This window comes from Mycobacterium sp. NTMscope_Eco_3 (assembly GCF_976985685.1).
The window spans coordinates 21,034-41,480 of sequence record NZ_CDRJYZ010000003.1; the positions used below are offsets into that span (position 1 = coordinate 21,034).

Annotated in this window: 11 protein-coding genes; 2 read left to right on the forward strand and 9 right to left on the reverse strand. The window is 63.5% G+C overall.

Annotation, left to right across the window (positions count from 1 at the left end; translation table 11 throughout):
- Nucleotides 1-48: 48 nt before the first annotated feature.
- Both AC0KTM_RS29505 and AC0KTM_RS29510 read left to right on the forward strand, forming a co-directional pair.
- On the forward strand, nucleotides 49-10,317 hold the full coding sequence (locus AC0KTM_RS29505; protein ID WP_338341765.1) for an amino acid adenylation domain-containing protein: 10,269 nt from the start codon (nucleotides 49-51) through the stop codon (nucleotides 10,315-10,317).
- A 126-nt stretch (nucleotides 10,318-10,443) separates the two neighbouring features.
- The gene (locus AC0KTM_RS29510; protein ID WP_054586168.1) at nucleotides 10,444-11,742 is read left to right on the forward strand and encodes a glycosyltransferase; all 1,299 of its coding nucleotides are present in this window, start codon (nucleotides 10,444-10,446) and stop codon (nucleotides 11,740-11,742) included.
- Here the strand turns inward: AC0KTM_RS29510 and AC0KTM_RS29515 are convergent.
- The 9 genes from AC0KTM_RS29515 to AC0KTM_RS29555 form a co-directional block, all read right to left on the reverse strand.
- A complete protein-coding gene (locus AC0KTM_RS29515; protein ID WP_238958575.1) occupies nucleotides 11,722-12,609 on the reverse strand; it encodes a fatty acid desaturase in 888 nt (295 codons plus the stop codon). The two genes, AC0KTM_RS29510 and AC0KTM_RS29515, sit on opposite strands and share 21 nt — an antisense overlap.
- A 333-nt stretch (nucleotides 12,610-12,942) precedes the next feature.
- On the reverse strand, nucleotides 12,943-13,695 hold the full coding sequence (locus AC0KTM_RS29520) for a 1-aminocyclopropane-1-carboxylate synthase (protein ID WP_198409072.1): 753 nt from the start codon (nucleotides 13,693-13,695) through the stop codon (nucleotides 12,943-12,945).
- A 1,110-nt stretch (nucleotides 13,696-14,805) separates the two neighbouring features.
- On the reverse strand, nucleotides 14,806-15,060 hold the full coding sequence (locus AC0KTM_RS29525; RefSeq protein WP_054586167.1) for a hypothetical protein: 255 nt from the start codon (nucleotides 15,058-15,060) through the stop codon (nucleotides 14,806-14,808).
- Nucleotides 15,057-15,341, reverse strand: a complete 285-nt coding sequence (locus AC0KTM_RS29530) for a DUF6247 family protein (protein WP_308012698.1) — start codon at nucleotides 15,339-15,341, stop codon at nucleotides 15,057-15,059. Before AC0KTM_RS29530 ends, AC0KTM_RS29525 begins: the two co-directional genes overlap by 4 nt.
- Nucleotides 15,338-15,934: a recombinase family protein gene (locus AC0KTM_RS29535; protein WP_054586166.1), complete on the reverse strand. Its 597-nt coding sequence runs from the start codon at nucleotides 15,932-15,934 to the stop codon at nucleotides 15,338-15,340. Before AC0KTM_RS29535 ends, AC0KTM_RS29530 begins: the two co-directional genes overlap by 4 nt.
- Nucleotides 15,935-16,128: 194 nt before the next feature.
- Nucleotides 16,129-17,358 carry a DUF6880 family protein gene (locus tag AC0KTM_RS29540; protein ID WP_238958574.1) on the reverse strand — a complete coding sequence of 410 codons (1,230 nt, stop codon included), beginning with the start codon at nucleotides 17,356-17,358 and terminating at the stop codon, nucleotides 16,129-16,131.
- A 151-nt stretch (nucleotides 17,359-17,509) separates the two neighbouring features.
- Nucleotides 17,510-18,220: a hypothetical protein gene (locus AC0KTM_RS29545; protein WP_152981329.1), complete on the reverse strand. Its 711-nt coding sequence runs from the start codon at nucleotides 18,218-18,220 to the stop codon at nucleotides 17,510-17,512.
- A gap of 94 nt (nucleotides 18,221-18,314) precedes the next feature.
- Nucleotides 18,315-18,740, reverse strand: coding sequence for a DUF4158 domain-containing protein (locus AC0KTM_RS29550; RefSeq protein ID WP_054586164.1), 426 nt, complete (start codon nucleotides 18,738-18,740; stop codon nucleotides 18,315-18,317).
- 448 nt (nucleotides 18,741-19,188) lie between these two features.
- A complete protein-coding gene (locus tag AC0KTM_RS29555) occupies nucleotides 19,189-19,941 on the reverse strand; it encodes an ANTAR domain-containing response regulator (RefSeq protein ID WP_054586163.1) in 753 nt (250 codons plus the stop codon).
- Nucleotides 19,942-20,447: the final 506 nt, after the last annotated feature.

Here is a 20,447-nt window from a genome sequence, read left to right on the forward strand (position 1 = left end):
ACCACTGTGACGCCGCACCTGGAACGCCCCGGAGCTTTAGGGTAGTGAATGGGACGTGACCTGGCACTACCGCTGACGCGCGGGCAGCTGGACATCTGGCTCTCGCAGGAGTCGGGTTATGCGGGTACGGAGTGGCAGCTCGGCTTGTTGATCAAGATCGAGGGTGCGATAGACCGGGATGTCCTCGAGCGGGCGATCCACCAAACGGTGGCGGAGGCCGAACCTCTGAGGGTTTCGTTCTTCGAGGTTGACGGCCAGGTGGTGCAGAGCCCGATCGCTCACCTGCATGTCAATCTCGAGTTTCATGACCTGACCGGCTCGCTTGATCCCGTGCGGGACGTCCGCTGGATGACATCGTGCATCCAGCGCACGCCGATGGCGTTGAACGGTCAGTTGTTCAAATTCGTCCTGTTCCAGACGCAGGCCGAGGAATTCTATTTGTTCGGCTCCGGCCACCATATCGCCATAGACGGCCTGGGGATGGCACTGGTTTCCCGTCGTGTCGCAGCCATCTATTCGGCAAAAGTCGCTGGATCAGCGGTTCGCGACGCCTATTTCGGCTCGGTGCAAGACTTGGTCGATCTCGAGGCGGTATACGAAGCATCAACCGATTATCTGGAGGACGAAGCCTACTGGAGCAGGAACCTTCCGTCGGAAGGCGGGCAGGATTATGGCGCGTCCGGATCCAGCGTCGACCGAGACCCGTATTCGCCGTCGGCGTCAGTCAAGTTGGATCCCTCCGCATTCGGCCACATGCAAGAGCTGTCCAAGAAGCTGCGCGTCCGTCGTTATTCGGTGACCACGGCGGCGTGCGCGCTTTTGGTGCATTCCTTTTCGGGAAGTGGTTCTGAGGTAACTCTCGACTTCCCAGTCAGCCGGCGGGTGTGTCCCGAGTCGAAGACGCTCCCGGGAATGCTCGCTGGAGTTGTTCCGCTGGTTTTGCAGACGTCGCCGGAGATGACAGTCGCCGATTTTTGTCAGCACGTTGACGTGCAGATCCGGGAATTGTTGAAGCACCAGCGGTTTCCGGTGCATCAGCTCGTTGAGGGCGAAAGCAGCTTGAGGAACAGCACGAACAGGGTGGGTATCAATTTCATCCCGTCCCGGTTGGCCTTGGAGCTTGGTGGCGCTCCGGCGACCGCGACGTATACCGCCAACGGTCCCGTCGGGCACTTTGCGCTCTTCTTCATCGGCATGGGTGATCAGCTGTTTCTGAGCACGGCTGGGGCGGGCCAGCCGTATTCAAGTTTCGAGGTTTCCTATCTGGCGGCGCGCCTACAACAGATGTTGAGGGACATGACCGCCAATCCGGGCCGGCCGATTTCGTCGATCGGAGTACTCGATGGACGAGAGAACACCCGGCTCGACGAGTGGTCGTGCCGCCCCGCGTTAATCCAGCCGCCAACCGTGCCGGTGTCGATTACCGCGGTTTTTGCCGAGCACGTCGAGCGCAGCCCCGAGGCGGTAGCGGTGACCTTCGACGGCCGCTGCATGACCTATCGGGGACTCGACGAGGCCGCGAACCGGTTGGCGCATCTGCTGGCCGATCACGGCGTTGGTCCGGGGAAGTGTGTGGCGCTGTTTTTCCCCCGGTGCGCTGACGCGATCGTGGGTATGCTCGCGGTGCTCAAGACCGGGGCTGCGTATGTGCCGCTCGATGCGGGGCACGCGTCGGCGCGGACGGAGTTTCTGATTGCCGATGCGGCACCGGCCGCGCTGATCACCACGGCCGAGCTGCGATTACAACTCAAAGAATCCGACCTATTCGTGGTGGATGCCCACGATCCCGCCATCGAGGCCCAGCCCTGCACTCCACTTCCCACGCCCGCCGCTGAAAACGTCGCTTACATCATCTATACCTCCGGCACCACAGGAACGCCGAAAGGCGTTGCCATCACTCACCGCAACGTCACCTGGCTGATCGAGGCGCTCGATGAGCGCCTGCCGCCCGGCGGGGTGTGGGCGCAGTGTTATTCCTCGGCGTTCGACTTGTCGGTGTGGGATATCTGGGGTGCGTTGCTGCGGGGTCGGCGACTGTTGGTGGTGCCCGAGTCGGTGGCGGGCTCCCCGGAAGATCTCCATGCGTTGCTGGTTGCCGAGCAGGTCAGCGTGCTGACCCAGATTCCCTCGTCAGTGGCGATGCTGTCACCTGAGGGTTTGGAGTCGACTGCCTTGGTGGTGGGCGGTGAGGCCTGCCCGACCGAGGTGGTGGATCGGTGGGCGACACCCGGGCGGGTGATGATCAACGCCTACGGCCCGACCGAAGCGACGGTGTGCGCGTCGATGAGCCCTCCGCTGACGCCCAGTGAGGGCTTGGTGCCGATCGGGTCGCCGATACCCGGGGCGGCGATCTTTGTGCTGGACAAGTGGCTGCATCCGGTGCCGCCCGGGGTGGTCGGTGAGATGTATCTGGCCGGCCGGGGGGTGGGCTGCGGATATGTGCGGCGTGCTGGTTTGACCGCGTCGCGGTTTGTGGCGTGCCCGTTCGGGGCCCCGGGGACACGCATGTATCGCACCGGCGACCTGGCGTCCTGGGGTGCGGACGGGCAGCTGCGGCACCTGGGCCGATCTGACGAGCAGGTCAAAATCCGCGGGTACCGCGTTGAACTCGGTGAAATTCAGACGGCCCTGACTGTACTGGATGGGGTGGACCAGGCGGCCGTTGTGGCTCGCGAGGACCGCCCCGGTGACAAGCGGCTGGTGGGTTACATCACCGGCACAGCCGACCCGACCGACATCCGCACAGCACTGGCCGATCGGCTCCCGGCCTACATGGTCCCCGCCGCGGTGGTGGTACTGCCGGCAATCCCGTTGACAGCCAACGGGAAACTCGACAAGCGCGCCTTGCCCGCACCGGAATACACCACGGGTGAGTATCGGGCTCCGGGCAACGCGGTCGAGGAAATTCTGGCCGACATCTACGCCCAAGTCCTCGGGGTGGAGCGGGTCGGGGTCGATGACTCGTTCCTTGACCTCGGCGGCGACAGCATCTTGTCGATGCAGGTCGTGGCCCGCGCTCGGTCGGCCGGGGTGATGTGCCGGCCGCGTGACGTTTTCGTCGAGCAGACGGTGGCCCGACTTGCGCGGGTCGCGACGGTGGCCGAGGGCGAGGTCGGCGTCGTCGACGAGGGCGTAGGGCCCGTGGTGGCTACCCCGATCATGCGCTCGCTGCACAGCGTCGAGGGCCCGATCGACGAGTTCAACCAGACCGTGGTGGTGGCCGCCCCGGCGGGGGTGACCGAGGCCGACGTGACTGTCGTCCTGCAGGCGTTGCTCGACCGGCACGCCACGCTGCGGTTGTACGTCGACGATGACGGCGCCGGCGGCTGGACGTTGGCGGTATCGGAAGCCGGGTCGGTGGACGCGGCCGGATGCCTACATGTCGTCGAGGCATTGTCGGATGAGGCGCTGGCGCGGGCCCGCTCTCGGTTGAACCCCTCGGCCGGACTGATGCTGAGTGCGATATGGGCGACCTCCACCGGCCGGCTGGCGCTGATCATTCATCACCTGGCCGTGGACGGGGTGTCGTGGCGAATCCTGCTGGAAGACCTCAACATCGCGTGGGCGCAGCATCGCCGCGGTCAGCCCATGGCGTTGCCGACGGGCGGGACGTCGTTTGCCCGATGGTCGGCGCTGCTCGCCGAGCATGCGCGCAGCGCCGACGTGGTGGCCCTGGCTGACGCCTGGCGACAAGTGGCGGCGTCACCGCCGGCGCTGCCGAGGGTGCAACCCGAGGTGGATACCTATCAGACCGCTGGACAGTCGATGACGTCGCTGGACCTGGAGACGACCCGCCTGCTGTTGGGCGAAGTGCCGGCAGCGTTCCGAGCCGGGGTGGGCGACATACTGCTGATCGCCTTTGGCCTGGCGCTCGCGGAATTACTCGACACCGGCGGGGGTGTGCCGATCGGCGTCGACGTCGAGGGTCACGGACGCCACGAGGAGATGGCTCCCCAGGTGGACCTGTCGCGCACGGTGGGCTGGTTCACCATCAGATATCCGGTCGCGTTGACGGTCGGTGGCCTGTCGTGGGCGCAGGTGGTTGCCGGTGAGGCCGAATTGGGCGCTTTGATCAAGGCCGCCAAGGAGCAGTTGCGCGCCCTGCCCGATCCGCTGACGTATGGTCTGCTGCGTTACCTGAACCCCGACGCGGACCCCGGTGATCTGGACCTGTCGATCGGGTTCAACTACCTAGGCCGTCTCGGTGCGGGTGTCGACCTGCCCGGCGAATTGTGGCGGATCGACGAAGACAGTCTGTCGTTCGCGCGTAAGGCGGCGGCGGTGCCCCTTCGGTTGGCGCACACGGTGGAGCTCGACGCCGTCACCATCGACACCGAGGCTGGGCCGCAGCTGCAGGCGAACTGGACGTGGGCGCCCTCAGCACTGAATAACGAGCAGGTCAGCCGACTGAGCCAGTTATGGTTCGAAGCTCTGGCCGGTATCTGCGCGCACGTCAAAGCCGGTGGGGGCGGGCTCACTCCGTCCGACATCATCCCTGCGCGGCTCAGCCAACAACAGGTCGATGACCTTTGCCGGCAGGACCGGATCGTTGACGTGCTGCCGCTGACCCCGGTGCAGCAGGGTCTGTTGTTCCACACCAGTTTTGCGCCGGGTCTCGACGACTTGTACGCCGTGCAGCTCGGTATCACGGTCCACGGTGCCCTCGACGCGCACCACCTGCGTGAAGCCGTGCAGGCGGTCGTCAACCGGCACCCCAACCTGGTGGCCCGGTTCTGCGAAGACTTCGGTGAGCCGGTGCAGGTCATCCCGGCCAACCCGGTGATCGCGTGGCAGGACGTTGAGCTGGACCCCGCGGGCGGCATCTTTGATCAGCAGGTTGAGCGACTGTGTGCTGCCGAGCGCGCCGCAGTCTGCGACCTGGCTGGCAAGCCGACGTTCCGGGCGGTGTTGATCCGCACCGCAGCAGAGCGATACCGCTTCGTGCTCACCATTCACCACATCGTGGCGGATGGGTGGTCGCTGCCAATCCTGCTGCAGGAGGTTTTCGGCAGCTACTACGGCGAGCGGCTGCCTGCGGCTCCGTCGTACCGCAGCTTTGTCACCTGGCTGGATGGGCAGGATCGCAGTGCCGCGCGAGGGGCGTGGCGCGAGGTGATGGCGGGTTTCGAGACCCCGACATTAGTGGGCGCGCCTGGTCAGATAGGGCGTCACGACGTCGCCTCCTTCCGGGTGTCCGCCGAGACCACAGCGGCCCTGACAGAGCTGGCCCGCTCGTGCCACACCACCGTGAGCACCGTCCTGCAGGGCGCCTGGGCGCAGCTGCTGATGTTGCTGACCGGTCAGCATGATGTGGCGTTCGGCACCGCGGTCTCGGGTCGGTCGACCGAGCTGATCGGCTCGGAATCCATTGTGGGCTTGATGATCAACACGGTGCCGGTGCGCGCCAAGACTACGTCGTCGACCACTGTTGCCGATCTGCTGGCGCAACTGCAGCACGTCCACAACGACACCCTGGAGTACGAGTATCTGGCCCTGCCCGAGATCCACCGCGCCACCGGTCACGATCAGCTGTTCGACACGCTCTTCGTGTACGAGAACTATCCGATCGACGCCGGCGCCCTGTTGGGTGCCCATGACCTGGCGGTTACCGAGTTCGACAGCCGCGAATTCAACCACTATCCACTCTCGCTGGTGGCGACGCCGGGCCACGAACTGAGCCTGCGCGTCGAATTCGACACGAACGCATTTGACCGTGCAGCCATCGACTCGTTGATCGACCGGTTGCACCGGGTGCTGGTGGCCGTGATCGCCGATCCCGCCCGGCGGTTGTCGTCGATCGATCTGCTCGACCGGGGCGAGCACGACCGCCTCGACGAGTGGGGCAACCGGGCGATGCGGGCCGAGCCGGAGACGTCCGTAGCCTCGATCCCCGAATTGTTCGCCGCTCAGGCGGTCCGCGCCCCGGAGGCGGCGGCGATCAGCTATGGGGATCGGTCGTGGACTTACCGCGAGGTGGAGGAGTCCGCGAATCGGTTGGCGCACGTGTTGATTACTGAGGGTTCTTGCCCGGGTGCGCGTGTGGCCCTGTTGCTTCCGCGTACCCCTGATGCGGTGGTGGCGATCCTGGCGGTGCTCAAGACCGGTGCCGCGTATGTGCCGATCGATCCGGCGGTGCCCGCGGCGCGCATGGAGTTCGTGTTGGGCGACTCTGCGCCTATCGCTGTGGTTACCACCGCGGACGCGCGGTCACGGCTGGAGGGGTCTGGCCTGCTGCTCATCGACATCCACGACCCTGCGGTGACGACCCAGCCCGAGACCGCGTTGCCGGCGGTGGGGGCCGAGAACATCGCCTACATCATTTACACCTCGGGTACGACGGGAACACCCAAAGGTGTTGCAGTGGCTCATCACAACGTCACCCAACTGCTGAATTCGCTGGACGCCCAGTTGACGTTGGGGCAGGTATGGGCACAGTGTCACTCGTTGGCGTTCGACTTCTCGGTGTGGGAGATCTTCGGGGCGCTGCTCTACGGCGGGCACCTGGTGATGGTGCCCGATCCGGTGGTGCGCTCGCCGGAAGAATTGCACGCCTTGCTGGTTCGCGAACAGGTCAATGTCTTGAGCCAGACGCCATCGGCGTTCTACGCGCTGCAGACCGCTGATAGCCTGTCCCCGGAATTGGGACAGCAGCTTAAGTTGCAGTCGGTGGTGTTCGGTGGCGAGGCGCTCGAACCCAACCGCCTGGAGACCTGGCTGGACCACCACCCCGGACTGCCGCGTCTGATCAATATGTATGGCATCACCGAGACGACGGTGCATGCCTCGTTCCGTGAGATCGCCGACGGCGACGTCGAGAGCAATGCCAGCCCTATCGGGGTGCCGTTGGCCCACCTCGCCTTCTTCGTGCTCGACGGCTGGTTGCGTCGGGTACCCGCCGGGGTAGTCGGCGAGCTGTATGTGGCCGGTGCCGGGCTGACGACAGGGTACGTGGGCAGGGCCGGGTTAAGCTCGACGCGGTTTGTGGCGTGCCCGTTCGGAGAACCGGGTGCGCGCATGTATCGCACAGGGGACCTGGTTTCGTGGGACGCCGATGGTCAGCTGCGCTATGTCGGGCGCGCCGACGAGCAGGTCAAGATCCGCGGCTACCGCATCGAACTCGGCGAAATCCAGGCCGCCCTCAACGGGCTAGACGGGGTCGATCAAGTGGCGGTGATCACGCGCGAGGACCGTCCCGGCGACAAGCGGCTGGTGGGCTACATCACCGGGTCCGCTGACCCCGCCGAGGTCCGCGCGGCGCTGACCGATCGGCTTCCGGGCTACATGGTTCCGGCCGCGGTCGTGGTGTTGCAGGACATTCCGTTGACTGCCAATGGAAAGCTCGACAAACGTGGCTTACCGGCACCGGAATACTCCGACGCCGACCATTACCGGGCTCCGATGAACATGGTCGAGCAAATCCTATCCGGCATCTACGCCCAGGTCTTGGGAGTAGAGCGGGTCGGTGTCGACGACGGGTTCTTCGACCTGGGCGGCGACAGCATCCTGTCGATGCAGGTCGTGGCCCGCGCCCGCGCGGCGGGTATCGTGTGCCGCCCGCGTGATGTCTTCGTCGAACAGACGGTCGCGAGGCTCGCGCAGGTAGCCACGGTGATGGCCGACGGCGAAGACGGGATGGTCGACGAGGGTACCGGGCCCGTGGTGGCCACTCCAATCATGCTGTGGCTCAAGAGCGTTGGCGGCGCGATCGAGGAGTTCAACCAGACGATGGTGGTGCAGGCGCCTGCAGGCGTCACGCAGGCCGACGTACTGATCGTGCTGCAGGCGTTGGTGGATCGCCATGCTATGTTGCGGCTGCGCGTCGACGACGACGGCACCGGTGGCTGGTTGTTGTGGGTGCCCGAGGCGGGGACGATCGACGCCGGTAATTGCGTGGACACCGTCGACGCGCTGTCGACCGAGTCGCTGCTGGCGGCCCGGTCACGCCTGAACCCGCACACCGGGGCGCAGCTTCGCGCCGTATGGGCCGCGTCGACGAACCAGTTGGCATTGATCATCCACCACCTGGCCGTCGATGGCGTGTCGTGGCGAATCCTGCTCGAAGACCTCAACATCGCCTGGGCGCAGCATCACAACGGCCAGCCAGTCGCGCTACCGGCACCCGGGACATCGTTTGCCCGATGGTCGTCGCTGCTGGCCGAATACTCGCGAAGCTTGAGCGTGACAAGTCAGGCCGAGGCGTGGCGACAGGTGGCCGCGACTCCCGCTCTGCTGCCACCGGTACAGCCGGGGGACACCTACGCCACCGCGGGCCAACTGTCGGTGTCGTTGGACACCGACACGACACGCCTGTTACTGGGAGATGTTCCGGCGGCGTTTCATGCCGGAGTTCAAGACATTTTGCTGATCGCATTCGCCTTGGCGTGGACACACTTCTTGGGCACCAACACCCGGATCGGCATCAATGTGGAGGGCCACGGCCGCCAGGAAGAGGTGGCCCCACATGTCGACTTGTCGCGCACGGTGGGCTGGTTCACCACCAAGTACCCAGTGGCCCTGAACTTCGGGGGGCCAGTCGGCGGGCTGTCCTGGGGACAGGTGGTGGCTGGTGAGGAAGCCCTGGGCGCAGTGATCAAAAACGCCAAGGAACAGCTACGCGCCCTGCCCGACGGTCTGACCTACGGGCTACTGTGCTACCTGACCCCTGAGTTCGATCCTGGCGGGTCCGAGCCCGTGATCGGCTTCAACTACCTGGGCCGGCTGGGTGGCGCAGCCGAACTCTCCAGAGAGGTGTGGCGGCTCAGCGAGAATAGTTTCTCGCTGGCCGGTGCCGCAGCGGCAGTGGAGACGCCACTGGCACACACCGTCGAGCTCAATGCCGGCACCGTCGACACCGAGGCCGGCCCGCACCTGCAGGCCAACTGGACCTGGGCGCGCTCGGCGCTGGATAACAAGCAGGTCAGCCGGCTCAGCGAGCTGTGGTTCGACGCCTTGGCCGGCATCTGCGCGCACGTGCGCGGCGGCGGGGGTGGCTTAACCCCGTCCGACTTCCCGCTCGCCTCTCTCACCCAGCGAGACGTCGACCTGCTTGCACAGCGCTACCGGATCGCCGACGTGCTGCCATTGACCCCGCTGCAGCAGGGTCTGCTGTATCACACCGGCAACACCCAGACCAGTGACGACCTGTACGCGGTGCAGCTCGATATCACCGTGAGCGGCGCCCTCGACCCACAGCGGTTGCGCGAGGCGGTGCAAACTGTCGTCAACCGCCACCCGCACATGGTGGCGCGCTTCTGCGGGGACTTCGGTCAGCCGGTGCAGGTGATACCCGCAGATCCTGAGCTGGCGTGGCTGTACGCCGAGCTGAGCCCGGCAGAGGGCCACGTCGAGGAACAAGTTCAGCGACTGTGCGCCGCTGAGCGCGCCGCGGTCTGCGATGTCGCCAGCCAACCGCCCTTCCGGGCCGCCTTGATCCGCACCGCAGACAACCTGTATAGGTTCGTGCTCACCAACCACCACATCGTGCTCGACGGCTGGTCGAAGCCGATCCTGCTGCGAGAAATCTTCGCCAGCTATTACGGCGCGCGGCTGCCTGCCGCCCCCTCGTATCGCAGCTTTGTCACGTGGCTGTCCGAACAAGATCGAGGCGCCGCTCAGGCAGCGTGGCGTGAGGTCCTCGATGGGTTCGACACTCCCAGTCTGGTGGGACCCCCGGGGCGCCCAGCGCTCGGTCCGCGCGGTGTGGCGTCGTTCCAGGTGTCTGCGGAGACCACAAAGGCGTTGGGCGAGCTGGCGCGCTCGTGCCGCACCACGGTCAGCACCGTCTTGCAGGCCGCGTGGGCGCAACTGCTGATGCGGCTGACCGGCCAGCACGACGTCGTATTCGGCACGGCGGTGTCGGGTCGGCCGACCGAGCTAGCTGGCGCGGAATCGATGGTCGGGCTGTTGATCAACACGGTTCCGGTGCGGGCGACCATCGGTGCGGAGACCACCATCGCCGACCTGCTTGACCAGCTGCAAACCGCTTACACCAAAACCCTTGACCACCAACACTTAGCACTGAATGAGATACACCGGGTCGCGGGGCACGACCAGTTATTCGACACGATGTTCGTATATGAGAACTACCCGATCGTTACCGCCGCATTATCGCCCGTCGACGAGTTAAACATAAATGGCTTCACCAACCGCGAATACAATCACTACCCACTTTCAGTGCAAGCCATGCCAGGCCACGAACTCATCCTACGCGTCGAATTCGATACTGACCTCTTCACTGCAGCCAGAATCGACACGCTGGTCAAACGGTTCCGGCGCGCGCTAGTAGCCATGACCGCAGATTTGGAGGAGCAATCATGAACTGCGGGAAGGCACGGGCGATTATTGTCGCTCAAGCTGATCGAAGCCCATCAGGCACATCGTTGACCGTTACCGTTATAACCTCGCCAGCTGCCTAAGGGCCGACCGGCCTCACAGGATCGCATGATGAAATTTTCCCTAGCATGCTACGGAACCCGAGGCGACATCGAGCCTTCCGCTGCCGTTGGCCGTGAATTGATGCGCAGAGGCCACGAGGTCCACATGGCCGTCTCCCCCGAGCTGGTTAGCTTCGTGGAGGCGGCTGGGCTTGCAACGATTCCCTACGGGCCGGAACTGCAGGACTTCTTGGACGAGGAATTCCTGCGCAACATGTGGACGGAATTCTTCCGCAACGTCTGGAAGGTCCGCGACCCGATCAGGCTGGTGCTCAAAGGCTGGGAACCCATCATCCGGCATTGGAGCGAAGTCGGCGCAACGCTGGTAACGCTGGCGAACGGTGCCGACCTGCTATCTACCGGCTTGAATTTCGAGCAGGCCGCCAGCAATGTCGCAGAGTATTACGACATTCCATTAGCCACCATCCATCACTTCCCCATGCGGGTCAACGGCCGACTAGTTTCGAGCGTGCCAGCACCAATGATGCGCTCCGCCATGACCGCAGTGGAGTGGCTGTTTTGGCACTCAACGAAGGATGCCGAAAACGCGCAACGACGCGACTTGGGCCTACCCAAGGCAACACGTCGGTCGCAGCAACGGATCGCCCAACGCGGATCATCCCTGGAAATCCAGGGCTACGATGCGGTGTGCTTTCCCGGGCTCGCCGCCGAATGGGCAAAATGGGGTGAGCGGCGCCCCTTCGTGGGGGCTTTGACGATGGAGTTGCTGACCGACGCCGATGACCAGGTCGCCTCCTGGATCGACGCGGGGAAACCACCGATCTGCTTTTGTTTCGGCAGCATAGCGCTCGCATCCCCTTCCGCCACAGTAGAAATGATCGCGGCGGCTTGTGCACAGTTAGGCGAACGGGCGCTGATTTGCTTTGGCGGAACCGATTTCAGTGACGTGCCGTATTTCGATCACATCACGGTGGTTGGTGTCGTCAATTACGCGTCGGTCTTCCCGGCGTGCCGGGCAGTCGTTCATCACGGTGGCTCGGGCACCACAGCAGCAAGCCTGCGCGCCGGCCTCCCCACGCTGATTCTCTGGAGCTCGGCCGACCAGCCCTACTGGGGAAGCCAAGTCAAACATCTCAAAGTGGGTGCCGCCCGGCGCTTTTCGGCCACCACCGAGAGCTCGCTTGTCGCGGACCTGTGCTGCATCCTCGCCCCGGATTACACCACCCGGGCCCGCGAACTTGCCACCCGCATGAGCAAACCCGCCAACAGCATCGCCGCTGCCGCCGATGCCCTAGAAGACCGCGTCCGCAGAAAAGCCGCCGGCTATTCAGTCCGAACCCGCCGTTGACAACATGGCCGCTACATTTTCGGGAGGATTTTCAGGTGCGGCTTCCCGCCATGTGCGGTACTCCGAAGGAGTCATTTCCTGCCCCCACGCGGTCGTGATCGGCACGTTTCGGTCCAGATAGGCGGCTTCTGCCGTCCTCCATGCCTTGACGTATAGGTAAAACGGGATCGCAGGATGGATGTGATGGACCAAGTGATAGTTCTGATACACCAGCAAAGGACACAGCACTCGCTCCCAGCCAACCCGAACTCGGGTGCCCCGGAATCGGTCGGTCTTTACCGTGGGAAGGTCGTGATGAGGCAGCCAATCAAACCACCACGCGAGGATGACCATGCCGATCCGCTGTGGGATAAAATAGATGAGCACCAGCTCTCGCCAGTAGCCGAGAATCAGGATGGTGGCTACGAAGACAAGGGCCGCCGTGAGGGATGTGGCGAATCCCAGGACCTCCTTACGCGGGCGCCGGCGCAGGCTCGCTAAGTAAAAGCGGCAATACCAGGCATCGATCGTCAACCAGCGTAACGGCAGCTGCCAACGCGGGCCGGCAGTACTCCACGCGTCCGGATCATCGTGGATGCCTTCGTTAGTATTGCGGTGATGCGTGAGATGTATATACGCGAGCATTGGAAATGTTCCGAATAACGAGACGAATGGTATCGACAAGCGGCCGAAGACCTGGTTAATCCAGTTTGGCCGGCCGACCAGGTGGTGGATCGATTCGTGCAACACACTGAACATAGAAAACGTTACGAGACCCTGAACGACGATGGTGACCACCAACCACCAATGACTCACTCCGCAGAGAACCGCCGCCGTTGCCGCCCACCAAACAACGAACGATCCAAGCCAGACCAGCACAGTCGGCACCGCAACAATCGGCCGCGCGAACCTGGGAGCTGGGAAGCCTCGTGGGACCGCAGCCACCTCGCCCGCGCCCCGTGACCTTTTCTCGATGGCGACAGGCATTTCGACTCGTGTCACCACCACCCCCAACTAGGAACACGATTCAGGCACACTGCATAAAACACCATATGGCTATCCCCGCTTCGACTGGGACCCCACTTTTTGGGTCCGAAAATAGCTAGCCCCGGGAATCTGCAACATCGCAGATTCACCAGAGCAAAACCAACATCGGTCACTTTCACTTACTCGCCGGAAAAGCAGCGCTATCGTTGCTTACCGGAAAGCAGCATCCACTATCTATACCGCAAGTTCATGACTCCCCGCATACGCGCAGGTTTTTCCGCTTTTCAACACCACCATGAGGTTTCCCGCCAAATCGGCTGACACCGATCTGACGGAGGAAAGCCGAACATGATCCATCAGATTCACCAATGTATTCAATATATAGTGCGGTTCCAGCTGCGGACTTATCGCGGCACCACATATTGCGATAGGAATTGTTTCATGATACCTCATGCCCAGCACGAACGCTCTCTTTGAATCGGCACTGATCATGAATGGCTCATCACCCTTGTCGAGATTTCGGAGCATGAGAAGCGGAATATCGCTTACCCAAAGAGGTTCAGCAGGTTTATCGCGATCCGTATGGGTGCCGATTGGATTTCTCGGATGAGTCCAAGCGATTGTCAGGCCAGCGGCTATAAGCTCAAGTCTCATTTCCTGCCGCCACACTTCGCCTTCGACAGCGACCGCTTCTAAGAAGTTTCCCTCATTCCGATACGCGACCCCAACAACCGAATAAGCGTCAGACTGACTAGCATGAAATGCACGCATCTCTGCTATAGCCCGGCAAAATTCCTCCTTATGCAGGAGTAGATCGCTCGTATCGTAGTAGAACAGACGCTTTTCCAGCATTCTCCTGGTAAAAGGACAATGAGCTTTTCGGCCGTCACCTTGAACAAGAAAATCAAGATATCGTTGTATTACCATCACGCAGTCGTCCGCGTGATGGCCGAGTTCAGTGAATACATAGTCCGATCGTCGTTTCATCGATACACCCCTCAAACGGCAAATTAGGCTTACATTGATTAAGCAGGCACATTACTGACAGCCGACCCAAGCCCCTCATCATTCTAAATGAGAGTAACCATGACCGCTCGGCGAATGGGATTGCACATCGGGTCCACGACTTTCCGCACCGCCGGGGGCCACGGTGGAAGTGGTAACGGGGTGCCCGTCAGGTTGATGCGGTGCTGGCCGGGTTGACTCGGATTCGGGCTCATCGGAGCATCGGCGGCCCGCGCTCTGTGTGCGGTGAACGTCAACAACACCACCAGAGCAGCCCGACGGTGGCACCCAGCCACATCTGGCACCTCGGCCGATCAGCGATCATCGTCATATCGGTGAGCCAACCCAGGCCCAGGACCCGGTGTCGGCACGCCGCCGCGCGTCTCCCGTTTGGCCGGACGGAATGCCCCGCCTATAACGTGCAGCTAATTCCAGTGACTCCGCCGGTGCAAGACAGGCTCGGCAGCGTGCAGCCGGAGATTGTCAGCGCCGCAGCCGCGAGGACGACACCGAGTGCAACTCGGCACTTCATACGAGACATAACCAACTCCATTCATGAGAAGAAACGCTCCGCCCGAGAAGGAAATTCTACGAGGAGCAAAGCTCAAGATGCATGGGGATTCCGCAAAATTTGCGTTAACGTTAATTCTGGCCTCGATCTTTCACGCAGCCGACGCGTTGGCCTGAGCGGTTTCGGATTTGTTTGGGTCGGCCCATGTCGGGGTCGCCCGGTGTCATCGGGTGGTGCCGGGCCCGTTGTTACCCGGGTTGATGCCTTTCGTCTGGTAGGGGCGGGTTTGTCGGCGGTCAGGTCGGTGCCGGTAGTGCGTTGAGCCTGGTCAACGCGTCGGTGAGCAGGTGTTTCCAGGGGGCGTGGGCAACCAGTCGCAGCCGGGCTCGGCGGAGCGTGACGGGTGATGCGGGCGGCGATCGAAAATAGGCGCAGCGGGCGGGATCTTCGTGCAGGGCCAGCATCTGCAGACAAGCCGTGCGCTCGCAGGCCAATTGGGGTGTCGGTAAGGATCGTGTCACCAGGTACAAACGAGCCACCGGGTACACCGAGGTATGCGGGGGAAGCCGCGATGCGCGGGGTTATCCGGTCCAGAGGATGTTGAAGATGACCAGGAGTTCGGCGTCGTCGTCGACGCGGGAAGACAGCAGCCCGTGCTCGCCGAACTGGGTTTCCCGGAAGTCGGGCTGGTCGTCGGGGTAGAGCGGCCAGGCGTCCCATGGCGCGTCGACGAGCCTGATGATCCGGTCCATGAGTGCTTCGTAGGCGAGGTGGTTGTCGATGAGGTCGGCGAACTGGTTTTGTGCGCGTCCGATCAGCATCGGCCGGTAGCTCACTGCTTGTCGTCCCACCCGGGCAGCGGGACGAGGTCTTGCGGGTCGGCTTGAGACGCGGCCTGTGCGGCGGCCTGGAATCCGGGGTCGGCGTAGGCGGTGGCACGCAGCCGCCATCGGTGCAGCAATGCACGTAGGCGGGGCCATTGGCCGACTTCGCGGGCGGCGTCAAGTCCGGATCGGTACTCGTCGAGAAATTGTTGCTGCCATCGCTGCGGCAGCAGCGCCAGGATGTGCGCGGGGTCGTCGGGATCCGGTTGTGGAGGTATTGATTCGGCGGTCAGGGCACCATCTCCTTGGCGTTGTTGCGGTTGATGGTTCGGTAGACGGTCGGTCGGGAGACCTTGAAGACTTCGGCGAGATCGGTGATGGTGTAGTCGCCGGTGTCGTGCATTCGCCGCAATTCCTTCTGCTGCTTGGTGGTGAGCTTTGGTTGTCGCCCTTTGAGACGACCCTTGGCGCGGGCAACAGCCATGCCTTCGCGAGTTCTCATCCGCAGCAGGTCGACTTCGAATTCGGCGAAGGTGGCCAAGATGTTGAAGAACATCTTGCCCATCGGGTCGGTGGGGTCATAGACCTGTCCACCCAGGGACAGCTTGACCCCGCGCGCGGCGAGGTCGTCGCCGATGGCGCGGGCGTCGGGCACCGAGCGGGCGAGCCGGTCGAGCTTGGGTACCACGAGGGTGTCGCCGGCGCGCACCGCCGCGAGCGCCTGATCCAAACCCGGCCGTGCCCTGTTCGTGCCGGTCAGGCCGTGGTCGAGGTAGATCCGGTCGTCGGCGACCCCGAGTTCATGCAGCCGTTGCCGTTGCGCGGTCAGGTCCTGCGTCTGGGTGGAACAGCGGGCATAACCGGTCAGGGTGTCGGCACCAGCCATCCCAGGAGTGTAACGGATAGCACGGGCTTGGTGAGAATACTTTCGTACCAGGCATCTGAGACGTAGCCGAATGCGGTTGCTGCCTGTCGGATGCCGCGTTCAATGGCTGTGGCGCCTGCCCGTTTGGGGGTCCTCAAACGGACGGCTCGCAGCCCCGCAGCTGTGATCTTCAGCGCCGGAGTTCCGGTCGGTGTTCAGGGCAGTCCAGCGCGGTCGAATTCCTGTTGAAGTCTTGGTCGGCGGCGGTGGGTCTCGCGTAATTGGGCGACCAGCGTGTCGACCGCTTGTGCGTGGTCGCTGCCGGCGGCCAGTCGGCGCATCTTGGCCAGCCGTCGCGCGGCCAGACGGTAGTTCTGGGCTTTGGCCACCACCAGGTCGTTTTCCACGAGGCGTTGCAGAACGGGAAGGACGGCCAAGAGGTCGACCTTCTCGTAGGCCTTGACCAGTTCGCTCCATGTCGGGTCGTCGGCCAGGGCCAGTGAGTACGCCAGATCCCAGGCGAACTCAACGTCGTTAAGAGTGCGCAGGGCGAACATCACGGCATCACGGGGATGTGACGCGAGTGTGGCCATGACGTCGGCGCGATAATCGGGCCAGGAGGTGTCGGCTGCGGTGTGCAGATGTGCCGCCGTTGTCGCCGATGGCCAACGACGGAAGACCAGCAGGCGAGCGGGCAGGGATTCGTGGGGCCGGTGGTGGTCGAGGAGTTCACACCAGTAGTCGGCGGCGCGGCGGGATTGGTGGCCGTGGTTGAAGTCGGTGGCCTGTTGGGCCCAATCGATGGCCAGGTCGGGTTGCCCGATCTCTTCGAAGGCTTCGGCGGTGTCCTGCAACCAGGCCGCGACGCGTCGGTCCCGGGCGTGGGTGGCGATGATCGCGTCGATATCGCGGTCGAGCACGGCCAGCCTGCGGGCGTTCCACTCAACGGTGAACCACTCGTGGGAGTGCGGCGATGTCCAGCGATCGGCTTGGCTGGGACGCTGGCCCAGACCGGTCTCGATCTGCATCAATCGTGCCCGGTAGGCGATCATCCCGGCCTCGCCCAGTGCGGGGGCGTAGGCCACCGGATCGAGGGTGAAATAGTCGACGTCGCCGTCGAATTGGAATGTCATCATCCAATCGATGAGTTTGGGTGCTGCAACGTTGGCGGCGGCGGCGACCTTGGGGTGCAGGGCCAGAAGCCGCCGGCAGGCGTCGCCGATGATGCCGCTGGAGTCATCTGCTCGGGCGATGACTTTGATCGCGCTGCCCAATGCTTTGTGGGTCACCGAGTACGCCTCGGCTGGATCAGCCGTCGGCAGCGCGGTCTCAAGGATGTCCAGGGCGGCGTGCATCCGGTGTCCGTGGTCGTTGGCTGCGGCCCATCGGTGGACATCGGCCCTGGTACGAATCAGGGGCAAGACCGTATCGGCGAGCGCGCTCACCGGCGGTCCCCAGGCACCATGTCGCCTGTCGTTCGATGATCGTGAGGTGTTGTCTGCGCCATCACGTCACCTTCCGTTGGGCGTCTGGGCTGTGGCGCCGAGGGCATCGTAGGCGGCGTCATCCATCGATCCGGCAGCCTGAACTCGGACGTCAGGGGTAAACGATGCCGACCTCGAGCAAGTGCCAGCGCTTGCCAATCCTCGCAGCGGTCACGAACGCCGACCAACCGGGGCGGGCGAGATCGCTGGCCTTTCGCGGCACGGCAATCGGCCCGACACCGTTCTCGAACCAGATCTTGCCGGGCTCCGCATCGACGATCTCAAGGTAATCCTCGACCCAGTCCTCGTCGTCGACATCGTCGGGATCAATGGCAGGCGCCTGATCGGTGACGTCGTGCAGCAGCATGCCCAGGCGCTCAGCCATCGGCAGATCGCGCGTGGCCTCACGAGCTCGATCACCAGCCTGATCGGCAGACGCTCCATCGATGTAACCGCGCTCACCGAGCCAGAGCACCAACTTGCCCGTGACCGTGCCGGAGGCCTTCAGCAGCTCCTGGCCGGCGATCACCTTGCGCACCATGAAGTAGCCGAGGAACTCGCCGAGGTTCTCCGCGATCTTCTCCGGCCCGAACAAGCGGCAGAAAGCGCCGTCCTCGTTGGTCTTGAACTCCTCCTCCCAGCACCGACGCTCCTCTTCATCCAGGGACTGGTAGGCGTACCCGTCGAGGCAGTCCCGCAGCAGCTCAACGACATCCTCATACCGGCGATACGTCCGCGCCGAGAGCCGCTCCCGCTGCTCGGCTAGGAACTGCAGGAGGACCTCGTCGATCGTCGTGTCGCTCCGAGCTATCGGCACGGGCACCGAACTTACCGCACCTTCACGACGGAAGCTGGCTCACCGCGGCTCCCGTCTCCATCAGGCCTTGGCGCACCGTCCTTCGTCCTGTAGACGATCCTCAAGCGGACGGCGGCCCGCTCAGCGCCAGGCGGGTGTTCATGTCGAGTTTGACTTCGCCGTACGGCAGTACGTGTGACCAAAACAGCGGGGTCAGGCCGCGCTCGACCTCGGCGGTGAGCACGGTGCACTCGCGGACACCCAGTGCCTGCCGGATCTGGGCCCGATGGAACTTGCTGGTGCGGCCCGTCCACTCATAAAACGCGATCTCGGTCGGATCCACCTCGACCTGCCGCGCCATGTAATCTACTGCGGCATCAGGGATCTCGGAACGGCCGCGCGGGAACCGACCCCGTTCGGTGTAGTACCGCAGTAGCAACGCAAAGCCCAACTTCGTTGCTCCCCGCTTACCCGCCACCAGCTCCAACTCGTCACCGACGAGCGTCCAACAATCGATCAGCCCATCCTGGTCAACCTCGCGCGCCACGCGCGGAAGCTACACCGCCAGACCACCCGCCACGCCGTAAACGCCGTTTGTACCTGGTGACACGATCCTTACCGACACCCCAACACGCGATCAGATACGCCCAGCACACCACCGCCGAACTCGACACCACGCACCAAAACGCAGCCCGCCTTGCTGCCGCCGCGCCAGCGACCAACCATCAAGACCCGAACATCGCCGCACGGGGCCAAAATTCGTGCAGATCAGTGGGGCCAAACCACTTGACGAAACGCAACCGTCACCCACCACGGCGACCCCCAAGCCAACCGTCCTCCGCTATGGGCCGGACCCGTGCGCTGGCAGCGCTGACGATCGGTTGCCCAACGATCCCGGCGATTCCCAATGACCCGTCAACCGGCCCCACATCTGATCGAGGGCTCTGCCACCGCGGCCATCGTCTGGCCCACAACCCTCTCGGACCGCTTGCGGGCTACTCCTCGGGTCGGCGAAGCCGTCCTAGCAACTGGTGAGCGACCTCGTGCAATTTAACGTTTTGGTCCTGCGATCCGCTGACGAGCCGCTCAAACGCCTCGTCCGCGGTGCAACCATGGATGGCCATCAACGCCCCCTTTGCTTGATCGATTTCGGCCCGCGAGTTCAACGCGCGTTCCAGACTGCCCACGGTGTCTCGAGTCTTTTGCCACCGGCGGGCGTTGGTGATCGCTTGGCCGGCCGTAACCGTATACAGCCGGATCAGTCCCTCGTCGAACGGGTCAAACGCCGACGCGGTGTAGCTGTAAACATTAAGCGACCCAACAAATTCGGGTTCACCGTCATCGACGAGCAACGGCGCCGACAAGCAGGCCCGAACGCCAAGCTTTTTGGCCTTCTCAGCAAATTCGGGCCACCGATCCCCCTCCACGGCGGCAGTCTCCACACGCACTGGTCGACGCCCCTGAGCCGCCTGTATGCACGGCCCTCGCCCAGACTCCTGCTGAACGCGATCCAGGGCGATGAGCCGTTCATCGGTGCTCGCAGCTGGAGTGCTGCAGGCGCTGCCGCTGCTGATCACCGTGATACTCACGGCATCGGCGTCGGGAATCGCCCTCACACCGGCCTGAGCAACCCGCGCCAAGACATCACTTAACGGCTCTTCGGCAGCGAAAACATCACGTAGGCCCGCGACCGCCTCCGCGGTGGCGTCCAACCGCAACAAAGGATCTGGTCGTTGAGCACCCGTCATTGTTCCCTGGTTTTCACCTTCACCAGATCATGGCGAACACTGGTACAGCCAATCCTAACGGCCAGCATTGCGCGGAAACGTGTCGCTACCTGACGACTCGACGGCCCTGTCGTCGACATGACGGAACACTGTTAAAACAGCGTGCCGGAATAAGGTGCGCGTTGGGTGTTGAAGGCGGCTTCCAGGTTGCCCAGCGCAGTTCGGTGATGCGGTCGGCTGCGTGGAGTTCCGACACGGCATGCGCGCCCATGTAGATCGTTCCGAGTTCAGCCAGACCGACCCTCGGCGCAGCCCACCGCGACCAATCTCCAAGGCAATACTGCCAATACGCCGCGGTCGACGATTGCACCCGGTTACGGCTACAACAGGCCTATCCGTGCGGAGTCCAAGGCCATGTCGTCACCGCCTCGACCACGAGGGCTTCGCGACAAAAGCGCCGACTTGCTCAGGTGGATGCGGACTGTCGAACCGAAACTGCACGCCGAGAAGGGATCGCGCAAGTTGCC